The organism is Methylomonas rhizoryzae, from assembly GCF_008632455.1.
Lineage (GTDB): Bacteria > Pseudomonadota > Gammaproteobacteria > Methylococcales > Methylomonadaceae > Methylomonas > Methylomonas rhizoryzae.
The window spans coordinates 4,251,456-4,274,336 of sequence record NZ_CP043929.1; the positions used below are offsets into that span (position 1 = coordinate 4,251,456).

At 53.8% G+C, this 22,881-nt stretch carries 21 protein-coding genes; 10 read left to right on the forward strand and 11 right to left on the reverse strand.

Annotated features, from left to right (window positions below; all coding sequences use genetic code 11):
• Window positions 1-32 precede the first annotated feature (32 nt).
• Together dxs (F1E05_RS18815) and F1E05_RS18820 are read left to right on the forward strand one after the other, a co-directional pair.
• Window positions 33-1,892 carry a 1-deoxy-D-xylulose-5-phosphate synthase gene (gene dxs / locus F1E05_RS18815; RefSeq protein ID WP_150051216.1) on the forward strand — a complete coding sequence of 620 codons (1,860 nt, stop codon included), beginning with the start codon at window positions 33-35 and terminating at the stop codon, window positions 1,890-1,892.
• A 14-nt stretch (window positions 1,893-1,906) separates the two neighbouring features.
• On the forward strand, window positions 1,907-2,422 hold the full coding sequence (locus F1E05_RS18820) for an adenine phosphoribosyltransferase (protein WP_150051218.1): 516 nt from the start codon (window positions 1,907-1,909) through the stop codon (window positions 2,420-2,422).
• 81 nt (window positions 2,423-2,503) lie between these two features.
• Here F1E05_RS18820 and F1E05_RS18825 read toward each other — a convergent pair whose 3' ends face one another.
• Genes F1E05_RS18825 through hpnH form a run of 3 tightly spaced genes read right to left on the reverse strand, consistent with a single transcriptional unit; the run spans window position 2,504 to window position 5,270 of the window.
• A complete protein-coding gene (locus tag F1E05_RS18825) occupies window positions 2,504-3,496 on the reverse strand; it encodes an MlaA family lipoprotein (protein ID WP_150051220.1) in 993 nt (330 codons plus the stop codon).
• Window positions 3,497-3,516: 20 nt separating this feature from the next.
• Window positions 3,517-4,119 carry an ABC transporter substrate-binding protein gene (locus F1E05_RS18830; protein ID WP_150051222.1) on the reverse strand — a complete coding sequence of 201 codons (603 nt, stop codon included), beginning with the start codon at window positions 4,117-4,119 and terminating at the stop codon, window positions 3,517-3,519.
• Between the two features lie 50 nt (window positions 4,120-4,169).
• Complete coding sequence (hpnH, locus tag F1E05_RS18835; protein ID WP_150051224.1) at window positions 4,170-5,270, reverse strand: adenosyl-hopene transferase HpnH; 1,101 nt, start codon at window positions 5,268-5,270, stop codon at window positions 4,170-4,172.
• 453 nt (window positions 5,271-5,723) lie between these two features.
• Here hpnH and F1E05_RS18840 point away from each other — a divergent pair, with 453 nt between their 5' ends.
• From F1E05_RS18840 to gloB, 8 genes are all read left to right on the forward strand, one after another.
• Window positions 5,724-6,815 (forward strand): phytoene/squalene synthase family protein, encoded by a 1,092-nt coding sequence (locus F1E05_RS18840; RefSeq protein WP_150051226.1) that lies wholly within the window; start codon window positions 5,724-5,726, stop codon window positions 6,813-6,815.
• Window positions 6,816-6,824: 9 nt separating this feature from the next.
• Window positions 6,825-8,783, forward strand: coding sequence for a squalene--hopene cyclase (shc, locus tag F1E05_RS18845; RefSeq protein ID WP_150051228.1), 1,959 nt, complete (start codon window positions 6,825-6,827; stop codon window positions 8,781-8,783).
• The gene (locus tag F1E05_RS18850) at window positions 8,780-9,517 is read left to right on the forward strand and encodes a phosphorylase family protein (RefSeq protein WP_232056713.1); all 738 of its coding nucleotides are present in this window, start codon (window positions 8,780-8,782) and stop codon (window positions 9,515-9,517) included. Before shc ends, F1E05_RS18850 begins: the two co-directional genes overlap by 4 nt.
• A 91-nt stretch (window positions 9,518-9,608) precedes the next feature.
• Window positions 9,609-10,994 carry an aspartate aminotransferase family protein gene (locus tag F1E05_RS18855; protein WP_150051230.1) on the forward strand — a complete coding sequence of 462 codons (1,386 nt, stop codon included), beginning with the start codon at window positions 9,609-9,611 and terminating at the stop codon, window positions 10,992-10,994.
• 12 nt (window positions 10,995-11,006) lie between these two features.
• Complete coding sequence (locus F1E05_RS18860; protein ID WP_150051232.1) at window positions 11,007-11,366, forward strand: copper resistance CopC family protein; 360 nt, start codon at window positions 11,007-11,009, stop codon at window positions 11,364-11,366.
• Window positions 11,367-11,369: 3 nt separating this feature from the next.
• A complete protein-coding gene (locus tag F1E05_RS18865) occupies window positions 11,370-13,001 on the forward strand; it encodes a copper resistance D family protein (protein WP_150051234.1) in 1,632 nt (543 codons plus the stop codon).
• Window positions 13,002-13,003: 2 nt separating this feature from the next.
• Entirely contained in the window at window positions 13,004-14,863 is a 1,860-nt protein-coding gene (gene dxs, locus F1E05_RS18870; protein WP_150051236.1) for a 1-deoxy-D-xylulose-5-phosphate synthase, read from the forward strand.
• Between the two features lie 10 nt (window positions 14,864-14,873).
• On the forward strand, window positions 14,874-15,644 hold the full coding sequence (gene gloB, locus F1E05_RS18875) for a hydroxyacylglutathione hydrolase (protein ID WP_150051238.1): 771 nt from the start codon (window positions 14,874-14,876) through the stop codon (window positions 15,642-15,644).
• Here gloB and F1E05_RS18880 read toward each other — a convergent pair whose 3' ends face one another.
• From F1E05_RS18880 to fabF, 8 genes are all read right to left on the reverse strand, one after another.
• A complete protein-coding gene (locus F1E05_RS18880; protein ID WP_150051240.1) occupies window positions 15,645-16,772 on the reverse strand; it encodes a methyltransferase in 1,128 nt (375 codons plus the stop codon).
• Window positions 16,773-16,956: 184 nt separating this feature from the next.
• A complete protein-coding gene (locus F1E05_RS18885) occupies window positions 16,957-17,730 on the reverse strand; it encodes a TatD family hydrolase (RefSeq protein WP_150051242.1) in 774 nt (257 codons plus the stop codon).
• Window positions 17,731-17,767: 37 nt separating this feature from the next.
• Window positions 17,768-18,118 (reverse strand): PilZ domain-containing protein, encoded by a 351-nt coding sequence (locus tag F1E05_RS18890; RefSeq protein ID WP_150051244.1) that lies wholly within the window; start codon window positions 18,116-18,118, stop codon window positions 17,768-17,770.
• Window positions 18,119-18,122: 4 nt separating this feature from the next.
• A complete protein-coding gene (gene holB, locus F1E05_RS18895) occupies window positions 18,123-19,115 on the reverse strand; it encodes a DNA polymerase III subunit delta' (protein WP_150051246.1) in 993 nt (330 codons plus the stop codon).
• A gap of 3 nt (window positions 19,116-19,118) precedes the next feature.
• Window positions 19,119-19,748: a dTMP kinase gene (gene tmk / locus F1E05_RS18900; protein WP_150051248.1), complete on the reverse strand. Its 630-nt coding sequence runs from the start codon at window positions 19,746-19,748 to the stop codon at window positions 19,119-19,121.
• On the reverse strand, window positions 19,745-20,737 hold the full coding sequence (gene mltG / locus F1E05_RS18905; protein ID WP_150051250.1) for an endolytic transglycosylase MltG: 993 nt from the start codon (window positions 20,735-20,737) through the stop codon (window positions 19,745-19,747). The genes tmk and mltG overlap by 4 nt, the downstream gene beginning before the upstream one ends.
• Window positions 20,734-21,564 (reverse strand): aminodeoxychorismate lyase, encoded by an 831-nt coding sequence (gene pabC / locus F1E05_RS18910; RefSeq protein WP_150051252.1) that lies wholly within the window; start codon window positions 21,562-21,564, stop codon window positions 20,734-20,736. Before pabC ends, mltG begins: the two co-directional genes overlap by 4 nt.
• A gap of 23 nt (window positions 21,565-21,587) precedes the next feature.
• On the reverse strand, window positions 21,588-22,832 hold the full coding sequence (gene fabF / locus F1E05_RS18915) for a beta-ketoacyl-ACP synthase II (protein WP_150051254.1): 1,245 nt from the start codon (window positions 22,830-22,832) through the stop codon (window positions 21,588-21,590).
• Window positions 22,833-22,881 lie beyond the last annotated feature (49 nt).

Here is a 22,881-nt window from a genome sequence, read left to right on the forward strand (position 1 = left end):
GGTCGCCCTCTTTTTAATTCTTTTAATTTTCGATGAGCCTTTCCGGAACTTATCCCTTACTGAACACCATTCAGTGCCCTGCGGACCTGCGCCAGCTGCCCAAGGACAAGCTGAGAGCCCTGGCCGACGAAGTACGCTGCTTTTTGACCCATTCGGTCAGCATCTCCGGCGGTCATTTCGCCGCCGGCCTGGGCACGGTGGAATTGACTGTGGCCTTGCACTACGTCTACAACACCCCGGTCGATCAACTGGTGTGGGACGTCGGCCATCAGGCGTATCCGCACAAGATTCTGACCGGCCGCAAAGACCGCATGACCACGATACGCACTCTGGGCGGGGTGTCGGCCTTCCCGTCCCGCGACGAGAGCGAGTACGACGCCTTCGGAGTCGGCCATTCCAGCACCTCGATCAGCGCCGCCTTGGGCATGGCCATCGCGTCGCAATTGCGCGGCGAAGACAAGAAAATGGTGGCCATCATCGGCGACGGCTCCATCACCGGCGGCATGGCTTACGAGGCCATGAATCACGCCGGCGACGTCAACGCCAATCTGCTGGTGATTTTGAACGACAACGACATGTCGATTTCCCCGCCGGTCGGGGCGATGAACAATTACTTGACCAAGGTGTTGTCCAGCAAGTTGTATTCGTCGGTGCGCGAGGAGAGCAAGAAAGCCTTGTCCGGCATGCCCAGCGTGTGGGAATTGGCCCGCAAAGCCGAGGAACACGTCAAAGGCATGATCGTGCCGGGTACCTTGTTCGAAGAATTGGGCTTCAATTATTTCGGCCCGATCGACGGCCACGATCTGGAGGTGTTGGTCTCCACCCTGGAAAATCTGAAAAACATCCCCGGTCCGGTGTTTTTGCACGTGGTGACTAAAAAAGGCAAGGGGTTCGCGCCGGCCGAGAAAGATCCTTTGGCCTACCACGGCGTGCCGGCCTTCGACCCGACCAAGGATTGCCTGCCGAAAAGCCAGGCCGGCCAGCCGACCTACACCGAGGTGTTCGGCCGCTGGCTGTGCGACATGGCCGCCAAGGACGAGCGTCTGCTCGGCATTACGCCGGCAATGCGCGAAGGTTCGGGCTTGGTGGCGTTTTCCCAAAAATACCCGAAGCGCTATTTCGACGTGGCCATCGCCGAACAGCACGCGGTGACGCTGGCCGCCGGCCAGGCCTGCCAGGGCGCCAAGCCGGTGCTGGCGATTTATTCGACGTTTTTGCAACGCGGCTACGACCAATTGATCCACGACGTGGCTTTGCAGAATCTGGACGTGTTGTTCGCACTGGACAGGGCCGGCCTGGTCGGCCCGGACGGCCCGACCCACGCCGGCGCCTTCGATTTCAGCTATTTGCGCTGCATTCCGAATATGCTGATCATGGCCCCGGCCGACGAAAACGAGTGCCGGCAGATGCTGACCACCGGTTTCAACCACCCCGGCCCGGCGGCGGTGCGCTATCCGCGCGGCAAAGGCCCCGGCGTGGCGATAGACCCGGCCTTGACCGAATTGCCGATCGGTAAAGCGCACATCCGCCACCAGGGCGGGCGCATCGCGATTCTGGCCTGGGGCGCCATGGTGGCGCCGGCCGCGGAAGCCGGCCAGCCCTTGGGCGCTACCGTGGTCAACATGCGCTTCGTCAAACCCTTCGACCAGGCCTTGGTGCTGGAGCTGGCCAAAACCCACGAGGTGTTGGTGACCGTGGAGGAAAACGTCATCGCCGGCGGGGCCGGCAGCGCGATCCTGGAGTTTTTGCAAGCACAGAAAATTCTGCTGCCGGTGTTGAACATCGGTCTGCCGGACCGCTTCGTCGAGCAAGGCAGCCGCGAGGAGCTCTTGAGTCTGGTCGGCCTGGACTCTCAGGGCATTTCCGCTAAAATCCAGGCGTTCTGCGCTTGATAGATGGATAAAAAATGGAAAGACTTAAAAGCAAAATTCGCGACATTCCCGATTTCCCCAAGCCGGGTATCGTATTCAAAGACATCACGCCGCTAGTCAAGGACCCGGCCGCATTGCGCCTGGCCGTACATCAGCTATTACACCCGTTTTTGGGTAAAGACATCACCGCAGTAGCCGGTATGGAAGCGCGCGGTTTTATTTTCGGCTCTCTGGTGGCCTGGGAGCTCGGCATACCGTTCGTCCCGCTCAGAAAACCCGGCAAATTGCCGTACGACGTGCAAAGCGTCAGCTACGATTTGGAATACGGCTCGGCGGAATTACAAGTTCACATCGATGCCGTCGACAGTAGTGACCGGGTTTTGCTGATAGACGATTTACTCGCCACCGGTGGAACCGCAAAAGCCAGCTGCGAATTGTTGGAGAAATTAGGCGCCCAAATTGTCGCCTGCGCATTCGTAGTCGAGCTGGATTTTCTGCATGGGCGCGAATCGTTACGAAACTACCAGGTTCATTCGCTATTACATTATTGAAATTCCCGGCAGAAATAAACCACCGCCCATAAAAAAAGACGCTTAAGCGTCTTTTTTTATGGGCGGTGCCGGATAATCCACTTATCTACGCCGCTTCCGAACCGCTTGTTGGCCCAGCTTATCCATTTTGTCGGACGCGAGTTCAAATTGGTTTAAAGCCTGATCGACCGATTTGGACATTTGCTCGAACGCCTCGACAGTCGCATCGTTGCCGGCCTTAGTCGCTGGAACGGTTTGAACGGACGGAGCGGAATCTACATCGGCGTTACTTTTTTTTTTTGAGTCGCCAACCCCATTGTCTTCGTCGAGGGCGGCGTCGACGTCCAACTCGAGGGCGGACGCATCGGCCTCGCCGTCGTTAATCAAATGTTTTCGATACTGCAAAAAAGATTCGCGGGTGAAGACATAAGGGTCCAAAGCCGCTTCGTCGATAAAATTTAAGGCCCCTTCGGCGTTCGCGCGCTCGTTGATGCCTTCTATGATGCCGGTGCCCGGCACATAAGTTCCCGGATTGGCGGCTTTATCGACGATGATGGCACCGCCGTCGCGCAAAGTAGTCGGTCCCAATACAGGCAACACCAAGTACGGCCCTTGCTCGACCCCCCAAACCGCCAAGGTTTGCCCGAAGTCTTCAACGTTTTGTTGAAAACCTAAATCGCTTGCCACATCGAATAAACCAAGCATGCCTATTGTCGAATTGGTGGTAAAACGGCCGAGATCGGAAGCGCTCTGTGAAAACTTACCTTGTAATACGTCGTTTAATACGACGTTGATACCTTTCAGATTGTTAAAAAAATTAGTGACTCCCGTCTGCATAAAGTCGGGCGTCACAAAACGATAACCATCCGAGATGGGTTTAAGAAAATACTTGTCCAAGCCCATGTTAAATCCGTACATCGAACGGTTAAAACCTTCGTACGGATCTGCGGGAACGGAACTGGCTTCGCTAGCGAGATTGCCGCTCGACGGAGCCGTGTCGGTACTTGCGCATCCGGCCAATAAACTGGCTCCGAAACACACCACTACCGGCAACATCGAAATTTGGCGATTATCTGCGCAACTTGGAGTAAACATCTGCAGTGCTTCCTGACAACTTATTGTTTCGAGTAACTCTGAATCTTTTCTTTGATTTTCGCGATTAATGCGTCAAATCCTTCGCGATTCAATACACTGGTGTAATCCGAACGCTTTAAAGCCAAGTCGCTGACACCATCCGCTATTATATTGATAATCTGCCAGCCATCGTCTTTTTTCTTCATCATGTAATCGAACTTGACGTCCTTTTCGCCGGGAATCTTCAAGTTGGTATGTACGATCACGCCGCCGCGCCCGGTTTCTTCTTCGGAAACGAAATTGAACGATTCGCCCGAGAAATCCTTGAAATTATGCGCATAGGCAGACACGCTGAGCCGGCTGAACACATCCTCAAGCTGAGTTTGTTGCTCGGGCGTCAAGTCCTCCCACTGCTTACCGACCACGATACGGGCAATTTTGGGCAAATCATGGCTTTTCTTGACCGCTGCCTCCAGCTTGTCGTAACGCCCCTGAAAACCCAAGTCCTTGCCCTGCTTCATAACGTCTATCAATTGATTTTGGAATTCGTCCACCACCTGACGAGCCGCGATTTCTTCGGCAAACGGCGCCGCCGAAAAAAGCGTAAACAGTACGCTCAAGCCGATCATTATTGTTTTAAACATAACTGCCATTCTGTGCTAGAAAAAGTGGAAAAAACCTTATCGCAAGGCCGTTAAGATTCGACTTTGACCGGAATTTCAGCCAGCCTGGCATTGACTGTCGCGCCGAATTGCGGAACGACCTCCGGCACCATTTCACCCGTCGTCTTCGGCCCGCGAATATTAGCCCACAGCGCTTTCAACGGATTGGACAACGTATCTTCGACGGCAGTCGCTTCGTAACCGCAGTGCGCCATGCAATTAGCGCACTTAGGGTTTTTGACGGTGCCGTATTTATCCCAAGGCGTACTATCCAGCAATTCTTGAAAAGATGAAGCATTACCTTCGTCGGCTAACAAATAGCATGGCTTTTGCCAGCCGAAGACATTCCGGGTCGGGTTTCCCCAAGGGGTGCAATTGTAGCTTTGATTACCGGCCAGAAAATCCAGATATAGCGAGGAGTGATTGAGTTTCCAGTTGCGGTTTTTGCCGATTTTGAAAATGCCGCGGAACAAATTTTTCACGTCCGCGCCTCTAATGAACACATCTTGTCTTGGCGCACGCTCGTAACTGAAACCCGGAGCAATGGTGACGCCTTCCACGCCGAGCGCCATGACGTAATCCAAAAATTCCGCCACTTCTTCCGGCGACTCGCCCTGAAACAAGGTGCAATTGACGGTAACCCTAAACCCTTTCCCCAGCGCCAGCTTGATCGCTTCGACGGCAATGTCGAACACCCCCTCCTGGCAAACCGAGGCATCGTGCCTATGCTTTAATCCGTCCAAATGCACGGAAAACGTCAAATAGGGCGAAGGCTTGTAGTCATTGATGCGCTTTCTGAGCAACAAGGCATTGGTACACAAATAGACGAACTTCTTGCGCGCGACGATGCCTTCGACAATTTGCGGCATTTCCTTGTGAATTAAAGGCTCGCCGCCCGGAATGGAAACCATGGGCGCGCCGCACTCGTCGACCGCATCCAAACATTCCTGGACCGACAATCGCCTGTCTAGGATTTCGTCCGAATAGTCGATTTTCCCGCAACCGGCGCAAGCCAAATTGCAGCGAAACAACGGCTCCAGCATTAAAACCAAAGGGTATTTCTTAACGCCTTTCAGTTTTTGCTTGATCAGATAACTACCCACTGCCAACTGTTGACGTAACGGAACACTCACAACCTACTCTCCAAAACTATTGAATCGATTAGCATCGGCATGCTGTTAAAAAAAAACAACACCCCAAAACCAATGGCGATGAATCGAATTTAGTAGGAACTCTGCCTTAAATAAGGCAAAATAGCCCTCCTGATACGATTCGCTGTTGTTAGAATACTACTTTTTTTACATCTACTCCAGCGCAATTCAAAAAAAGCAACACAAGGGCCGAAAAAACATCAGACTAAAAACCGGTCTGCCGCACAAGCGCTTTACAGCTAATCGCCGCAAACTGGCGGGAAAAACCCTTTAAAAACAAAGAGAATACCCAACTACTCACGCCATACACACCGGAACGCTTACCCGCTAAACAATTTGCCCGCCACAAGATTTGCAGTAAAACAACAACACTTTGCAAATCACCAACAAAGCGACTATCATTTAGCCAGCTTATTAAGTTCACTTTATATGTTCATGAACGGATCTCAGCCAACGGCAGACAAACCGGAATCACTAACACAGCTTTCCGATAGCGAATTGCAAGCCACTTTGCTCGAAGGCGTGTCGCGCACGTTCGCACTAACCATTCCACAGCTGCCGTCCTCTCTATACCCTGCGGTCGCTAACGCTTACCTGCTCTGCCGTATTGTCGATACCATAGAGGACGAAGTATCTCTGACCGCAGAACAGAAAAAACGTTTCTGCGCGGAATTTATCTCTGTCGTGAAAACCGGCCGGAATGCACAAGCGTTTGCCGATGAATTGGCACCCTTGTTATCGGAGCAAACCATACCGGCCGAACACAGCTTAATCAAACTGATTCCCAGAGTCATCGCCATCACCCATAGTCTGGATCAAGCTCAAATCGATGCTTTGGCCTGTTGCGTAGAAACCATGGCCGGCGGCATGCCCGTCTATCAAGCGCTGGATTTGCATGCAGGCTTGAAGACCATGAAAGACATGAACGACTACTGCTACTACGTGGCCGGTTGCGTCGGCGAAATGCTGGCCAAATTGTTCTGCCATTACTCGCCGGAGATCGACCGCCACAGAGAACAGCTATTGGCATTATCGGTATCATTCGGTCAAGGCCTGCAAATGACCAATATTTTGAAAGACATTTGGGACGACGCCCAACGCGGCGTATGTTGGCTGCCGCAAGACATCTTCACGGAAACCGGTTTCGATTTGGCGCATTTAACCCCGGAAACCGACGACCCCGGATTTCGCCAAGGCTTGCTGCACCTGATCGCGATAGCGCGCGGCCATCTGCAAAACGCCCTCACCTATACCCAATTGCTGCCCAGCCACGAAACCGGCATCCGCAATTTCTGCTTATGGGCACTCGGCATGGCGGTGCTGACCTTGAAAAAGATCAAACAACACCTGGATTTCAACGAATCCAACCAAGTCAAAATCAGCCGTAACAGCGTCAAAGCTACCATTGTCGCCAGCAAAATTTCCGCCAGGTACAACTGGTTGTTATCGCTCATCTTCAATTTCGCCAGCCGAGATCTGAAAACTCCCGGCTGGCACTATTTACCGGAATCGCACTCTGGACATTAAGGAATCGCCATGTTTACTGAATCCCCTGTCGAAACCAACAGCAACGAGTCGTTCAATTCCAGCAACACGCAAAAGACAGCCCGAATCGGTTTGAACAAAGCTATCGAGCGCGCACAAAACAAGCTGCTCAGCTTGCAACATTCCGCCGGTTATTGGGTATTCGAACTGGAGGCCGACTGCACCATTCCGTCCGAATACATCATGATGATGCATTACCTGGACGACATCGATTTAGAGTTACAACGGAAAATCGCCGTCTATTTGCGCAGCCGGCAAAATCCCGACGGCAGCTATCCGCTGTTCACGGGCGGCCCCGGCGACATCAGCTGCAGCGTTAAAACCTATTACGCGTTGAAAATGGCAGGCGACGACATCCATGCGCCGCACATGAAAAAATTGCGCGCCTGGATACTCGGCCAAGGCGGCGCGGCGCGCGCCAACGTGTTTGCCCGCATCGCACTAGCCATGTTCGAGCAACTGCCATGGCGCGGCGTACCGTATATCCCGGTCGAAATCATGCTGCTTCCATCCTGGTTCCCCTTCCATTTAGACAAAGTCTCTTATTGGTCGCGAACCGTGATGGTACCGTTGTTCATCCTATGCACCCTCAAAGCCAAGGCCAAGAATCCGCACAAAATCGACATTTTGGAATTGTTCGTCGTGCACCCGGACGAAGAGAAACATTATTTCCCGGAACGGACTTGGCTGAACAAACTGTTTTTAGCCCTGGACAAACTCGGCCGGGTAAGCGAACCCTTGATTCCTCAGCGGGTTCGCCAAGCGGCGATAGACAAGGCCGTTGCCTGGTTCACCGCAAGACTGAACGGCGAAGACGGCTTGGGCGGAATCTTTCCCGCCATGGTAAACGCTTACGAATCCATGCTTTTACTAGGCTATCCTAAAGACCACCCTCATGTGGTCGTTGCCCGCCAATCCATCGACAAATTGTTAGTGGTCAACGAACACGATGCTTATTGCCAACCCTGCTTGTCGCCGGTTTGGGATACCGGTTTAGCCAGTCTGGCACTGCTGGAAGCCGATAAATCCGCAAATGCCGCAGCATTGCACCGCGCCTACGACTGGCTGAAAAGCGTTCAACTTTCCGACGAACCCGGCGACTGGCAGATCAAGCGCCCGCAGCTGCCCGGCGGCGGCTGGGCATTCCAATTTGCCAATGCCTATTATCCGGACGTAGACGACACCGCCGTGGTCGCTTTTTCGATGGCGGAATCCGGCCAAGCCGGTTTGGACGAACCCATTGCCCGCGCTACCCGCTGGATTATCGGCATGCAGTCTAAAAACGGCGGCTACGGCGCCTTCGATGCCGACAATACCTGCTATTACCTGAACGAAATTCCGTTCGCGGACCACGGCGCCTTGCTGGATCCGCCTACCGTCGACGTCAGCGCCCGTTGCGCAATGTTGATGGCCAGAATGCGCAAAACCATGCCCGAGTGTTTGCCAGCCCTGCAGCGCACCATCGACTACATACGCAAAGACCAGGAAGCGGACGGCTCCTGGTTCGGCCGCTGGGGAACCAATTATATTTACGGCACTTGGTCCACCCTGCTCGGATTGGAACAAACCGATCTGCCCAAGTCCGATCCGATGTACGTCAAAGCGGCCGCCTGGCTGAAAAGCGTACAACGCGAAGACGGCGGCTGGGGCGAAGACAATCTCAGCTACCACGACGACAGACAGTACCGCGGCCGTTACGATTTCAGTACCGCATTCCAAACTGCCTGGGCGGTATTAGGCTTGATCGCCGCCGGAGAAACGCACAGCCCGGAAGTTAAAGCCGGCATCGATTTTCTGCTCCGCAACCAGCAAGCCGACGGACTCTGGAACGACCCATGCTTTACCGCCCCCGGTTTTCCAAAAGTGTTTTATCTGAAATACCACGGCTACGACAAGTTTTTTCCGTTATGGGCGCTGGCCCGCTACCGTAACGAATTGGCAAAGCAGTGAACGTTGCCGAACAAACCGCGCCGTCGCTCCTGAATTTCTCTACCGGTCTGAACGGTATCGTCGTCGCGTTGCCCGAAGAATTGGCAACCCTGACCGGCCGCAAACTAAAACCGGGAAACGTGCAGCGCGATGGCAATAGCTTGCTTGCGCTCAGCGGAGCGGGACCTAAAAATGCGGAGCAAGCTACGCAGGCACTGATTGCGCACGGCGCGACACGCTTGATCAGTTGGGGATGCGCGGCCGGACTAAGCGATACGCTTAAGCCGGGCGATTTGGTTATTCCGGAATCCATCGTCACTCCCCAACAAGCGCTCGCTCCGAACCCGGCGCTACGTAGCGCCGCCATTGCACAGCTGACTGGCGCTTGCAAGGTAATAAGCGACGATCTATACAGCGGCGGTGACTTAGTCACGCAAAGCAGTCAAAAGCGCAGCATCCATCAAAGCTACGGCGCAACAGCGTTAGACATGGAAAGCGCGGCGGTCGGCCGAGCCGCGCAAGCGGCCGGATTGCCTTTTCTGGCGATACGCAGCATTGCCGACCCGGCCCACATGGATCTACCGCCTGCCGTGTGCACCGCGCTGAATTCGCAGGGCCAAGTGGAGTTAAGCCGTCTGCTGTCCGCCTTGCTCAAAAACCCGCGGCAAATTCCGGCTCTAATCCGCTTAGGCTTATTTTTCCGCGCCGCGCAGAAAACACTGAGCGCCGCAGCCCGATTATTGCACTTGCCGTAAATAGCCATGACCGCTGTTCATGGCCGGACTTTCCCGAACACCTAAGCGCTGCCTACCTAGTCCGTAGCAGCCGATTATCAAGAGGTATTAAATGTCTTTTAGCATTGCCGATCTTTTCGCTCAGCATTTCAACGAGAAGTTCGACCTACACGAGCATTATTTAAACAACCAAATGGTGCGGGTGCTGCGCACCATAGGTTACGACCGCAACTACAAACGGGCGCTCGGCCAATACCTTTACGACGAAGACGGCAACGAATACCTGGATTTACTGAGCGGTTTCGGGGTATTCGCCATCGGCCGCAACCACCCGACGGTAATCGGCGCGCTAACCGAAACCTTGACCTTGGAATTGCCGAACTTGGTGCAAATGGACGTCTCCTTGCTTAGCGGGCTGTTGGCTAAAGAAATATTGGCGACCTGCCCGGATAATTTGGACAAGATGTTTTTTTGCAATTCCGGCACGGAAGCGGTGGAAGCCGCCATCAAATTCGCCCGCTATACCACCAAGCGTTCGCGGGTGGTGTATTGCGAGCACGGCTACCACGGCCTGACCATGGGTTCGTTATCGCTGAACGGCGAAGAAATTTTCCGCGAAGGTTTCGGACCGCTGTTACCCGAATGCAGCGCCGTGCCGTTCAACGACTTGGCCGCGTTGGAGCGCGCGTTGAGCGGCAAAGACGTTGCGGCATTCATCGTCGAACCGATTCAAGGCAAAGGCGTCAACCTGCCGGACGACAACTATTTACCGGAAGTCGAAAGGCTGTGTAAAAAATACGGCACCTTGTTCGTGGCCGACGAAATCCAAACCGGCATCGGCCGCACCGGCAAATTCTGGGCGATAGAACACTGGGGCGTCAAACCGGACATGATTTTAATGGCCAAAGCCTTGTCCGGCGGCTTTGTGCCGGTCGGCGGCGTGGCGATGACCGCACACATCATGGACAGCGTATTCAATCGCATGGACAGAGCCGTGGTGCACGGCTCCACCTTTTCGAAAAACAACATGGCCATGGCGGCCGGCTTAGCCAGCTTGCACGTCATCCATGCGGAAAAATTGGTGGAAAATAGCGCCCGCGTCGGCGAGGACGTCATCGCCAGCATCAACGCGATGAGCGATAAATACGAATTTTTGAAAGAAGCCCGCGGCAAGGGCTCGATGATAGCCATCGAATTTCATTCGCCGAAGAGCTTGGGGCTAAAGGCGGCCTGGGCCATGCTGGAAGCCGCCAATAAAGGCTTGTTCTGCCAGATGATTACCATACCGTTATTTAAGGAACACCGGGTCCTCAGCCAAGTGGCCGGCCACGGTATGAACGTGGTCAAACTGCTGCCGCCGCTGAATCTGACGCCGAAAGACCGCGACTGGATAGTCGGCGCGATGGACAAAACCATTGCCGACACGCACAACGTCACCGGCTCGATTTGGACCTTGGGCAAAAACCTGGCCGGTCACGCTTTAAAAAACAAAAAATAAACAGGAAGTCCCATGCGCTTAATCAGCAAGCTAGTGTTTGTTTTATCTTTAATCACCAGCTGCGGCGTGCATGCACACGCAGTAGTCACCCACAATTCGCTGGCATTGAAACCGGTACCGGTCAATCAAGCCAGCCAAGTCGAGTTGTCTTTCAACTCCAAAGTCGAGCTGGATCTATCGGAAATTCATCTGGTCAGCGCCGGCGACAAGATGCAAGTCATCGAGGCCGTCCCCGGCGACAAACCCGGTAAAGTGCTGTTGAATCTACCGGCTTTAATGCCGGGCGAATACGCCATCAAACTGAAAGTTTTCGCCGCCGACGGCCATTTAAGCGAAGACTTGTTGCGTTTTTTTGTCAAACAACCCCAATAACGTATGGAAGGCATAGCTGATTACCTAGACTCTCTGATCGGCGGCATCGATCTGACGTTTTATTCGATCGCCATCGGCGGCCTACTGTGGGGCTGGTTGATTCTGAAACCCTGGGAAGACGAAACCCGTTTCAATAACGCGCTGTTGGAGAAAACCGTAGCGCTGATTCAATTCGGCAGCAAGGCGTTGATTTTTACCCAATTGTCGAAAATCGGCCTAAAAATCTGGCTGATGTCGGTTACCTTGGGCAAATCGCCGTTTCCGGCATTTTTCCATACCGTACAATTCAACGCCGGCATCGCCCGCGCCGCGTCCGCCGCCGTGTTGTTTTACTACGTCAAAACCGCTTTGAGCAAACACTTGCGTAGCGAACAACGCTGGCTGACCGCAAATGCCATTCTATTGCCGCTAGTCGTTTCCGCCGCTTGGCTGGTACACGGCGCCAGCCGCCTGGAAGACCGTGGTTTGTTGATGAGCATCACGGTCATCCATCAAATCGCCGCAGCGGCTTGGGTAGGCGGAATCTTTCAATTACTGGCGATTTGGCGCTTGAAAAAACGCAATCTGGTCGGCGTGGAATTATGGCCTGTCGTACTCAAGCGCTTCTCGGTATTGGGCGTAGGTGCCGTCGTGGTACTGCTGCTTACCGGTACACCGCTGGCCTGGTACTACATCCGCACCTTCCAAGGCTTTATCGGCGCCGGCTACGGCAACCTGTTGATGGTGAAAATCATGATGATGGGGCTAGCCTTGGGCTTCGCCTGGCTAAACCGCCAAGCCGTGGTCGAATTTTTCGAAAGTCGCAGCCTTTACACCTTAACCGCTAAAGTACCGTACTACATCGAAGCGGAAACCTTGGTGCTGTTGACCATATTGTTCACCGCCGCCAGTTTGGCCTCGCAACCGCCTTCCATGGACATCCCCAGTCTTACCGCAACTTGGCAAGAAGTGTTAGGCATGTTCGAGCCGCGCCTTCCGCGCTACACCTCACCCAGCCACGAAGCGCTATTGGCCGGCGAACCCGGCCGGGTGGCAATTGTCGGCCAAGTACCGTCGGAAGCCGCTACCGCTTGGTCGGACTACAACCATAATATCTCCGGCATTTTCCTAACCACGATGAGCTTTTTCGCCATGCTGTCGTATTCGGCGCGTTTTCATCGCTGGGCGCGCTTTTGGCCGGTCGGTTTTATGCTGCTGGGAGTATTTTTATTTTTCCGTAGCGATGCGGAAACCTGGCCGCTAGGACCCATAGGTTTTTGGGACAGTACCTTCAACAACGGCGAGGTGCTGCAACATAGAATCGCCACCTTTTTGGTATTCGGCCTGGGTTGGATGGAAATCAAAGCCCGCATTGCCAAAGAACCGGGAATGCTGCCGTTCGTTTTTCCGTTACTGGCGGCTTTCGGCGGCATGATGCTATTGGCCCATTCCCATGTCGGGTTCGAACCTAAAACCGCATTTTTGATTCAAGTGGGGCATACGCTGATGGGCGTATTCTCCTTGATCCTTGCATGCGGCCGCTGGCTGGAATTGAAATTGGATGCTCCTGGCAAAAACATCGCCGGCTTCATCTCAGTGTTCGCCCTGTTTCAGATAGGCATCGTCCTGATGTTCTATCGTGAACCCTTGTACTGATTATGAACCTGTCAACCGACTACAAATTACTGAATACCATCAACAGCCCTGCGGACCTGCGCCAGCTGCCCAAGGACAAGCTGAGAGCCCTGGCCGACGAAGTACGCTGCTTTTTGACCCATTCGGTCAGCATCTCCGGCGGTCATTTCGCCGCCGGCCTGGGCACGGTGGAATTGACTGTGGCCTTGCACTACGTCTACAACACCCCGGTCGATCAACTGGTGTGGGACGTCGGCCATCAGGCGTATCCGCACAAGATTCTGACCGGCCGCAAAGACCGCATGACCACGATACGCACTCTGGGCGGGGTGTCGGCCTTCCCGTCCCGCGACGAGAGCGAGTACGACGCCTTCGGAGTCGGCCATTCCAGTACCTCGATCAGCGCCGCCTTGGGCATGGCCATCGCGTCGCAATTGCGCGGCGAAGACAAGAAAATGGTGGCCATCATCGGCGACGGCTCCATCACCGGCGGCATGGCTTACGAGGCGATGAACCACGCCGGCGACGTCAACGCCAATCTGCTGGTGATTTTGAACGACAACGACATGTCGATTTCCCCGCCGGTCGGGGCGATGAACAATTACTTGACCAAGGTGTTGTCCAGCAAGTTGTATTCGTCGGTGCGCGAGGAGAGCAAGAAAGCCTTGTCCGGCATGCCTAGCGTGTGGGAGTTGGCCCGCAAGGCCGAGGAACACGTCAAAGGCATGATCGTGCCGGGTACCTTGTTCGAAGAATTGGGCTTCAATTATTTCGGCCCGATCGACGGCCACGATCTGGAGGTGTTGGTCTCCACCCTGGAAAATCTGAAAAACATCCCCGGTCCGGTGTTTTTGCACGTGGTGACTAAAAAAGGCAAGGGGTTCGCGCCGGCCGAGAAAGATCCTTTGGCCTACCACGGCGTGCCGGCCTTCGACCCGACCAAGGATTGCCTGCCGAAAAGCCAGGCCGGCCAGCCGACCTACACCGAGGTGTTCGGCCGCTGGCTGTGCGACATGGCCGCCAAGGACGAGCGTCTGCTCGGCATTACGCCGGCAATGCGCGAAGGTTCGGGCTTGGTGGCGTTTTCCCAAAAATACCCGAAGCGCTATTTCGACGTGGCCATCGCCGAACAGCACGCGGTGACGCTGGCCGCCGGCCAGGCCTGCCAGGGCGCCAAGCCGGTGCTGGCGATTTATTCGACGTTTTTGCAACGCGGCTACGACCAATTGATCCACGACGTGGCTTTGCAGAATCTGGACGTGTTGTTCGCACTGGACAGGGCCGGCCTGGTCGGCCCGGACGGCCCGACCCACGCCGGCGCCTTCGATTTCAGCTATTTGCGCTGCATTCCGAATATGCTGATCATGGCCCCGGCCGACGAAAACGAGTGCCGGCAGATGCTGACCACCGGTTTCAACCACCCCGGCCCGGCGGCGGTGCGCTATCCGCGCGGCAAAGGCCCCGGCGTGGCGATAGACCCGGCCTTGACCGAATTGCCGATCGGTAAAGCGCACATCCGCCACCAGGGCGGGCGCATCGCGATTCTGGCCTGGGGCGCCATGGTGGCGCCGGCCGCGGAAGCCGGCCAGCCCTTGGGCGCTACCGTGGTCAACATGCGCTTCGTCAAACCCTTCGACCAGGCCTTGGTGCTGGAGCTGGCCAAAACCCACGAGGTGTTGGTGACCGTGGAGGAAAACGTCATCGCCGGCGGGGCCGGCAGCGCGATCCTGGAGTTTTTGCAAGCACAGAAAATTCTGCTGCCGGTGTTGAACATCGGTCTGCCGGACCGCTTCGTCGAGCAAGGCAGCCGCGAGGAGCTCTTGAGTCTGGTCGGCCTGGACTCTCAGGGCATTTCCGCTAAAATCCAGGCGTTCTGCGCTTGATGTTTAAACCATGTTGGAAATCCGCCTACTACCGGTTCTCAGCGACAATTACATCTATTTGCTGCACGAGCCTAACTCAGGCAAAACTGCGGCGGTAGACCCTGCCGTCGCGGAACCGGTATTAGCCGCTCTGGAATTAAATGGCTGGCATCTGGATTTCATTTTCAACACCCACCACCACACCGATCACATCGGCGGTAACCTGCAATTGAAGCAAGCGACCGGCTGCCGGATCGTAGGTGCCACGGCGGATAGGCAACGCATACCCGGCATCGATATCGGCCTGGGCGACGGCGAGCGTATTGCCTTAGGCAACGCCGAATTTCAAGTCTTGGATACGCCCGGTCACACTTGCGGACACATCGTTTACTATTGTGCAGATAGCGCCGCATTGTTTTGTGGAGATACCTTGTTCGCATTAGGCTGTGGACGCTTGTTCGAAGGTAGCGCCGAACAGCTTTGGCGCTCTTTGCAAAAACTCAAAGAATTACCGGGCTCGACCCGGGTCTATTGTGCCCACGAGTACACCCAGGCCAACGCGCGATTTGCGCTGAGCGTGGAAACGGATAATGCCGAGCTTAAGCGGCGCGCCGCCGAGATCGATCAATTACGCCTACAAAACCTGCCAACCTTACCGTCGACCCTCGCGCTCGAATTGGCGACCAACCCGTTTATGCGCGAACATAGCGCCAGTATTCGTACTGCGGTCGGCGCCGCTGCCTCGGATACGCCGGCAGCAGCATTCGCCAAAATCCGCTTGGCAAAAGACCGGTTTCGGTGATTAACGCTTAAACGCCTTCACGATCACGAATTTGGGGTTAGCCGCCACCTGCTCCCAGTTACCGAACAATTTTTTCAAGCTATGGTGGTATTGCAAATGCCGGTTGCCTATCACCCGCAGTTCTCCTCCCCGGCGCAACACCTGATGCGCTTGCCGGAACATCTGCCAAGCAATTTGATCGCCGATCGCATGTTGCTGATGAAAAGGCGGATTGCAAATAATGCAATCGGCAGTTTCGCCAATAAAACCGCTCAAGGCGTCGTTAACTTTGAATTCGGCATGACGTGCGGGAAACGCCCGCGCAAAATTTTCGCGGGCCGAAGCGACTGCCATAAAGGATTCGTCTACAAAGGTGACCGTTGCGTTTGGCAATAACAAGGCCAATTTCATGCCGACGATGCCGTTGCCGCAACCTAAATCGATCAGTTGCCGGTATTCCGGGTTATCCGGCAAGTGCTGAAGCAAAAACCGGGTACCGATATCCAAACTGTCGCGGGAAAATACGTTGGCATGATTGCTGATCACCCAATCGGAATGCTCCAAGCGGTACGCAAGCGGATAAGGATTGATAGGAGGAACCAAGTTCGGATCCGGATCGGCAAAGATCAGACGGGCTTTTTTTACCGCTAACGAAGTTCGGGTCGGACCTAGTAAACCTTCCAGCAGTTTCCAAACTCCTGCCGGCAGATTTTTCACCATTCCGGCCACGATGACTTGGCTGTTTGATTGCAAAAACGGTCGTAAACGATGCAGCTGATATTCCAGTAAGGCCAAATTCTTGGGCACTTTGACCAATAAGTAATCGATCGCTTTACTCGGCCGGCTCAAACTATCCAGCAAATTCACCGCTTCTACATCTATCCCGTTCATACGGCAATTTTGCAGGGTTGCCTGTTGCGACAAATACGAATCGGAAATAGCAATCGGCGAATAGGCATGCAGCGCAAGACTCAAAGCCCCGAAGCTATCGTTCAGCAACACGATGCTAGAGTCTTGGTTTAGCTTATCGCCCGCTAAAAACTCGAGCAAATATTCGTCGGCGGCATCCCAAGCGCGCAGTTGATCGTGCTTGCGGTAAGGCAATCGCCTTAATTCGAAACGGCCGTACGGAGAATAGAAGATCGACATGAGAGCGGGTGGTTGACAGCGACAAACTGCCACGCGACGAATTGCCACATTTAAAATCTATATGCTATTAGTTAGACTACTGGCGACTCTTGTATGCGTCCCGAAAGGGAAAAGAGTTACTTCCCTCTCCTCAGGTCAGGTTTCTTGTCGTACCTGACCTTTTTTTGCAGCATTCGCTAAACAATCAATGCGGCGCAAACAAGCGTTTGAAGTTTTGAGTGGATAGTTCGGCAATTTCCTCTATCGTAGTCCCGCGCAACTCGGCTATATGTTCCGCCACGTGACGCACATATAAGGGATAATTCGGTTTGCCTCGGTACGGTACGGGCGCCAAATAGGGCGAGTCGGTTTCGATCAGAAACCGGTCTGCCGGTACTTTTTGGGCTACTTCCTTAATCGCCTGCGCGTTCTTAAAGGTCACAATACCTGAAAAAGAAATGTAAAAATTCAGGTCCAAGGCCTTTTGCGCGTAGTCCCAATCCTCGGTAAAACAATGGATGACGCCGCCCACCCTATCGGCATTTTGTTCCGCCAGCACTTTCAACGCATCCTGACCTGCTTCGCGGGTATGAATGATCAACGGCTTGTTCAATTGTTTAGCCGCTTCGATATGATTGCGAAAACGGCGAAATTGCCAAGCCAAATCCCCACTGCTGCGAAAATAATCCAAGCCGGTTTCGCCTATCGCAATCACCTTGTCGTTATCGGCCAGTCGCAACAATTCGTCCACCGATGGATCGCGACCCTCGGTCACATTGGGATGCACGCCTACCGATAGGGAAATGTCTTGATAGGGACTCACCAAGGCGGCCATATCGGCATAAGATTCCAAATCGATGCCGATACATAACATATGGCGAATCTGTTGCTCTCTGGCCGTTTGCATAAAAAGCGAGAAATCGTGCCGGTACGGTGCCAGATCGATACGATCCAGGTGGCAATGCGAGTCTATAAACATGGGGCAGTATGGTCTTACGTGTTGATTGCGTAAGAATTTACATGGTATGGGTGGAGCGGTCGGACTCCAAAGCGCCGGCCAAATACGTCTCGATTTTATTTCGAGCGGTGCCGTTATCCTGATCGCTGAATTGCACGCCTATGCCGGGCGCACGGTACCCTTCCGCACCGACCGGCGTTTTCCAAATAATTTTTCCGGCAATCGGCAAACGCTCGGTTTCGTCCATAAGATTCAATAGCATAAATACTTCTTCCCCCATTTCGTATTCTCGCTTGGTGGGAATGAACAAACCGCCGTTTTTGATGAAAGGCATGTACGCCGCATACAACGCGTTCTTATCCTTGATGGATAACGATAGAATACCTTGTCTCGGGCTGGATTCCGCCATAGTTTTACCGTGAAAAAAGTTGACACCAAGCAATCAATAGCTGCTCCATCAGCATTTGCTTGTTCAGTTGCGTGTACAGTTGAGAACGCATGGTTAGCAGGTCGTCATAATGCGCAAATAACCGGTTCAATTCTATCCGCTGGGCCAACGCATGCAAGGGATTTTTCAAGTCCGGATTGAGCAGCGCCCCGCTATCCAATTGGTGCGCGCACTTGACGACGTCGGACAACCAACCGGCCATCCACTGCAACAGCGTTTCCAATTCGGCCGTATCGAGTTTCTGCCATTGCTCCGCTAGAACCAAGGGGTTTTGTTTACCGTCGGCCAATTGACTCCACGCTTGAAAATACTGCCGGCGAACGGCAAGCGCATTGGACTCGGCAAATTGTTTCGCTAAAACCGGCTTATCTTGAGCCATACGCAACAAAATCCGCATATCGTCTTTTACACCTTGCTGCTCTAACCAACTTTCGGACTGGCGCTGATCCGGCACCGCGCAATTCAGCGTTTGGCAGCGACTGCGTATGGTAGCGGGCAATTGCGACGGCTTATCGGTCAACAAAATAAGACAGGTCCGTTCATTCGGCTCTTCCAGGCATTTCAAAAATGCGTTTGCCGACGCGTTGTTCAACAGGTCCGCCGGCTTGATCAACACCACCCGGTATTGCTCGAACTGCGGCGTCAATGCCAATTTAACGATCAGTTGGCGAATTTTGTCGATACCGATCGCTTTGCCGGGCTCATCGGGCTCTATTGCCAAATAGTCAGGATGGGTTTGCGCATCAGCTAATTTGCAACTGTCACAGGTGCCGCAAGCCAGATGATTTGAGCGCGGAGAGCGGCATAAAATCGCTCGGGCATAACAATCAACCAGTCGGTCAGCGCCATCGCCCGAGCCGCCCAACAACAGCAAGGCTTGCGGAATTCGACGCAACTCAATGTAATTGGCCAATTGTTGCCATTGGGCCTGATGCCACGGATATAACTCGGGAGACACCGCTCAGCCTCTAACGATCAACGCATCCAACGCAAGGCGAATTTGGCGCCTTACTTCCGCAATCGGTGCGGCCGCGTCAATAATGCGGTAGCTTTCGGGCATGGCTTGCGCTCTTTGTAAATAGGCGGCTCGCACCCGCTGGAAAAACGCCACACGCTCGCTCTCGAATCTATCCAAATGGCCTCGCTGCTGCGCTCTTTGCATACCGACCTCAACCGGTACGTCCAGCAACAAGACTAAATCCGGCCGCAATTCTTGTTGCACGGTTTGTTCCAGCCAAGCAATGTTAGCGCAATCCAAACCGCGCCCTCCGCCTTGATAAGCGTAGGTGGCATCGGTAAAACGATCGCAGACTACCCAAATCCCCTGGGCCAGTGCCGGCCGTATCACGTGGCGGATATGCTGGGCGCGAGCGGCGAACATCAGTAACAACTCGGCGTTAGGATCCAGGGTTTCGTCATGATGCCCTAATAACAACTCCCTAAGACTCTCCGCAATCGGCGTACCTCCAGGCTCTCTTGTCGCCAGAAAATCTATATGACGCTCCGCCAATAATTCTTTCAGGTATTGCAGATTGGTGGTTTTGCCGCCGCCTTCTCCACCTTCCAGCGTAATAAACCGACCCGGTTTCATCGTTGATACATGGCGACATATTTTTCATGTGCGCTGTAGGTCGATGAAAAAACGTGTTTGCCGTCGCCTTTGGCGACGAAAAATAATTCGTCCCCCTCGGCAGGATGGAGCGCCGCCTCGATAGCCGCCTTTCCGGGCATGGCGATGGGAGTAGGCGGCAAGCCTTTATTCACGTAAGTGTTATAGGGCGTCGGTTCGAGCAAGTCTTTACGGCGAATATTGCCGTGAAAATCCTCGCCCATGCCATAGATCACGGTAGGATCGGTTTGCAGCAACATTCCCATTTTCAACCGACGGCTAAATACCCCGGAAATTTTCTTGCGCTCTTCTGCCGCGGCGGCTTCCTTTTCGATGATGGAAGCCATAATCAAGGCTTGGTAAGGCGTTTCCAACGGTATGTCTTTATCGCGTTTCCTCCAGGCACCGGCCAATACCTGCTGCATCTTGGCGTGCGCTCGCTTTAACAATTCCACGTCCGAACTGTTTTTTTCGAAATAATAAGTATCCGGAAAAAACAGCCCTTCCGGATGCGGCTCGGAGAAACCGATTTTCCGCACGACCTCAGCCATGTCGGCATCGGCAGGTAATAGGTGTTGTAAATTAGGGCTGTCTTGTATGGCTTGAAACCATTGTTTGAAGGTCCAACCTTCCGGAAATGTCATTGCGTACTGTTTGGTTTTGCCGCTTTTCAACAGCGCTAGGATGTCCGCTGCCGTCGCACCTTTATCCAATACGTATTCGCCAACTTTAAGCATCCTATCCAAGTGGGTGCGGTAGGAAGACAATCGAAACCACAAGGGATCGATCATAATCCGCTGGGCGCGCAAATTTTTGATCACGTTCTCCAGCGAGTCTCCCCGGCTGATTTCCAAGGTACTCGCATTTGCAACTACAACTTTTTTGATAAATATGTGTTGGTGCATCGCCCCCCAAACCATCAGCAATCCGATAGACATCAGGGTAGTAAAGGCTACAATGCTTCTAATCATGCGCTCACCTCAGCTGCTCTTGCCGCTGCATACCAGAGCTGCACTTTCCGAGTGAGTTCGCCGCACTCGAAACCTTGCTGTTCGAGTTGCTTGATGGGCCATACGCCTATCACCGAATTCGTGACAAATAGCTCGTCCGCGTCTAGTATGCTTTCCCTGCTGTAATTATTTTCAACAACGTTAACGTTGTACCGGGCCGCGAAGTTTAGCACCATCTGACGTAAAATCCCGTTAATACCGCATGCAGCCAGGGTAGGCGTATGCAATACGCCTTGTTTTACCAGGAAAAGATTACTCATCGTGCCTTCCACCACGCGGTCTTGGTAATCAAGCATCAAACCTTCCTGAATGGCGTCGCCGGACCATTCCGCCCTAGCCATGACCTGCTCCAAGCGATTCATGTGCTTGATACCGGCCAACGCCGGATTGACGGCCAATCGCTGCCGGCAAAACCGGGCAACTATGCCATGGGCTTGGTAGGATTCGGGATAATCCGGGTAGGGATATAAGGCGAGTAGTCTAGTTGGATGAATCGGCTCCGGTTGTCGGTACCCGCGCCCGCCGCTGCCGCGGGTAACGATCAGCTTTAGCACGGAGCGGCAGCCGGATTGTTCGGCCAACGCGCAAGCCTCTTTGCTTAATAACGCCGAGTCGACTTCGGGTATCCCCAAAGTCCTACAGCCCAACGCCAAGCGCGTTAAATGCGCCTGCAAAAATAAAGGCTTGCCGTTATCTACCTCTAGGGTTTCAAATACGCCATCGCCGTATTGGAAACCTCTATCGGATACGTCGACCCTGTGCCCGCGTTCCCCGTTTAATAAAAACATCGGCGGACACAGTGCTAGAGAGATTATTCGAAGCGTTTAAAGACCAGCGAACCATTGGTCCCGCCGAAACCGAAAGAATTCGACACGGCGATATCGATTTTCATATTCCGGGCGATATTGGGAACATAGTCCAGATCGCACTCGGGATCGGGATTTTCCAAATTGATAGTCGGCGGAGCGATTTGGTACTTGATCGCTAACGAAGTAAGCACCGCTTCTATCCCGCCGGCGGCACCCAACAAATGCCCTATCATGGACTTGGTCGAACTGACCGCGACTTTATAGGCATGCTCGCCTAAAGCCGATTTCATGGCGTGGGTTTCGCCGACATCGCCAGCCGGAGTAGAGGTACCGTGGGCGTTGATGTAATCGACTTGATCCGGGTTAATTTTGGCATCGCGCAATGCGTTTTTCATACAACGCGCCGCCCCTTCGCCGCCTACCGAAGGCGAAGTAATGTGGTACGCATCGCCGCTCATGCCGTAGCCTATCAATTCAGCGTAAATCTTCGCACCGCGTGCTTTAGCGTGCTCCAACTCTTCCAATACCACAACGCCCGCACCGTCGCTGAGCACGAAACCGTCCCGGTCTCTATCCCAAGGCCGGCTGGCCCGCTGGGGATCGTCGTTACGGCGCGACAAGGCTTTCGCTGAAGCGAAACCACCCATCGCAGTCGGAGAAGTCGTACAACGTTCGGCTCCTCCGGCTATCATGACGTCGGCATCGCCGTATTTAATCAATCTCGCCGCATCGCCGATATTGTGGGTACCTGTGGTGCAAGCGGTGACAATGGCAAAATTAGGACCTTTCAGACCGTACTTAATAGACAAGTTACCGGAAATCATATTGATGATATTCCCGGGCACGAAGAACGGCGAAATCTTGCGAGCCCCACCTGCCACGTAGGTGGCGTAGCATTCTTCAATGCCGGTAATACCGCCTATGCCGGCTCCTATCGCAACGCCGATACGGTCGGCATTTTGCTCGGTGACCACAATTCCGGAGTCTTCGAACGCTTGGCAACCGGCAGCGATCCCATAATGCATGAAACCATCCATGCGTTTCGCGTCTTTTTCCGGAATATAATCGCCGATGTTGAAATTCCGGATCACGCCGCCAAACGTAGTCGCAAAAGTGGATATATCGAAGGAATCGATCGGGCCGATTCCGCTTCTGCCGTTGCTGATTCCGTCCCAAGTATCGGCGACATTATTCGCTAAGGGCGTGACAGCGCCTAAGCCCGTTATAACAACTCGACGTATGCTCACAGTAAACTACCGCAAAAAGAAGGTAATCTGAGGGGGAAAAGAAATGTGG

Excerpts from the sequence above, each read along its gene's own strand:
- F1E05_RS18825 (WP_150051220.1), bottom strand. The coding sequence starts at position 3,496 with ATGTTTACTCCAAGTTGCGCAGATAATCGCCAAATTTCGATGTTGCCG.
- dxs (WP_150051216.1), top strand. The coding sequence starts at position 33 with ATGAGCCTTTCCGGAACTTATCCCTTACTGAACACCATTCAGTGCCCT.
- F1E05_RS18855 (WP_150051230.1), top strand. The coding sequence starts at position 9,609 with ATGTCTTTTAGCATTGCCGATCTTTTCGCTCAGCATTTCAACGAGAAG.
- pabC (WP_150051252.1), bottom strand. The coding sequence starts at position 21,564 with ATGTTTTTATTAAACGGGGAACGCGGGCACAGGGTCGACGTATCCGAT.
- F1E05_RS18865 (WP_150051234.1), top strand. The coding sequence starts at position 11,370 with ATGGAAGGCATAGCTGATTACCTAGACTCTCTGATCGGCGGCATCGAT.
- F1E05_RS18840 (WP_150051226.1), top strand. The coding sequence starts at position 5,724 with ATGAACGGATCTCAGCCAACGGCAGACAAACCGGAATCACTAACACAG.
- F1E05_RS18880 (WP_150051240.1), bottom strand. The coding sequence starts at position 16,772 with ATGTCGATCTTCTATTCTCCGTACGGCCGTTTCGAATTAAGGCGATTG.
- F1E05_RS18890 (WP_150051244.1), bottom strand. The coding sequence starts at position 18,118 with ATGGCGGAATCCAGCCCGAGACAAGGTATTCTATCGTTATCCATCAAG.
- F1E05_RS18860 (WP_150051232.1), top strand. The coding sequence starts at position 11,007 with ATGCGCTTAATCAGCAAGCTAGTGTTTGTTTTATCTTTAATCACCAGC.
- F1E05_RS18820 (WP_150051218.1), top strand. The coding sequence starts at position 1,907 with ATGGAAAGACTTAAAAGCAAAATTCGCGACATTCCCGATTTCCCCAAG.
- F1E05_RS18885 (WP_150051242.1), bottom strand. The coding sequence starts at position 17,730 with ATGTTTATAGACTCGCATTGCCACCTGGATCGTATCGATCTGGCACCG.
- tmk (WP_150051248.1), bottom strand. The coding sequence starts at position 19,748 with ATGAAACCGGGTCGGTTTATTACGCTGGAAGGTGGAGAAGGCGGCGGC.
- shc (WP_150051228.1), top strand. The coding sequence starts at position 6,825 with ATGTTTACTGAATCCCCTGTCGAAACCAACAGCAACGAGTCGTTCAAT.
- gloB (WP_150051238.1), top strand. The coding sequence starts at position 14,874 with ATGTTGGAAATCCGCCTACTACCGGTTCTCAGCGACAATTACATCTAT.
- mltG (WP_150051250.1), bottom strand. The coding sequence starts at position 20,737 with ATGATTAGAAGCATTGTAGCCTTTACTACCCTGATGTCTATCGGATTG.
- dxs (WP_150051236.1), top strand. The coding sequence starts at position 13,004 with ATGAACCTGTCAACCGACTACAAATTACTGAATACCATCAACAGCCCT.
- F1E05_RS18830 (WP_150051222.1), bottom strand. The coding sequence starts at position 4,119 with ATGTTTAAAACAATAATGATCGGCTTGAGCGTACTGTTTACGCTTTTT.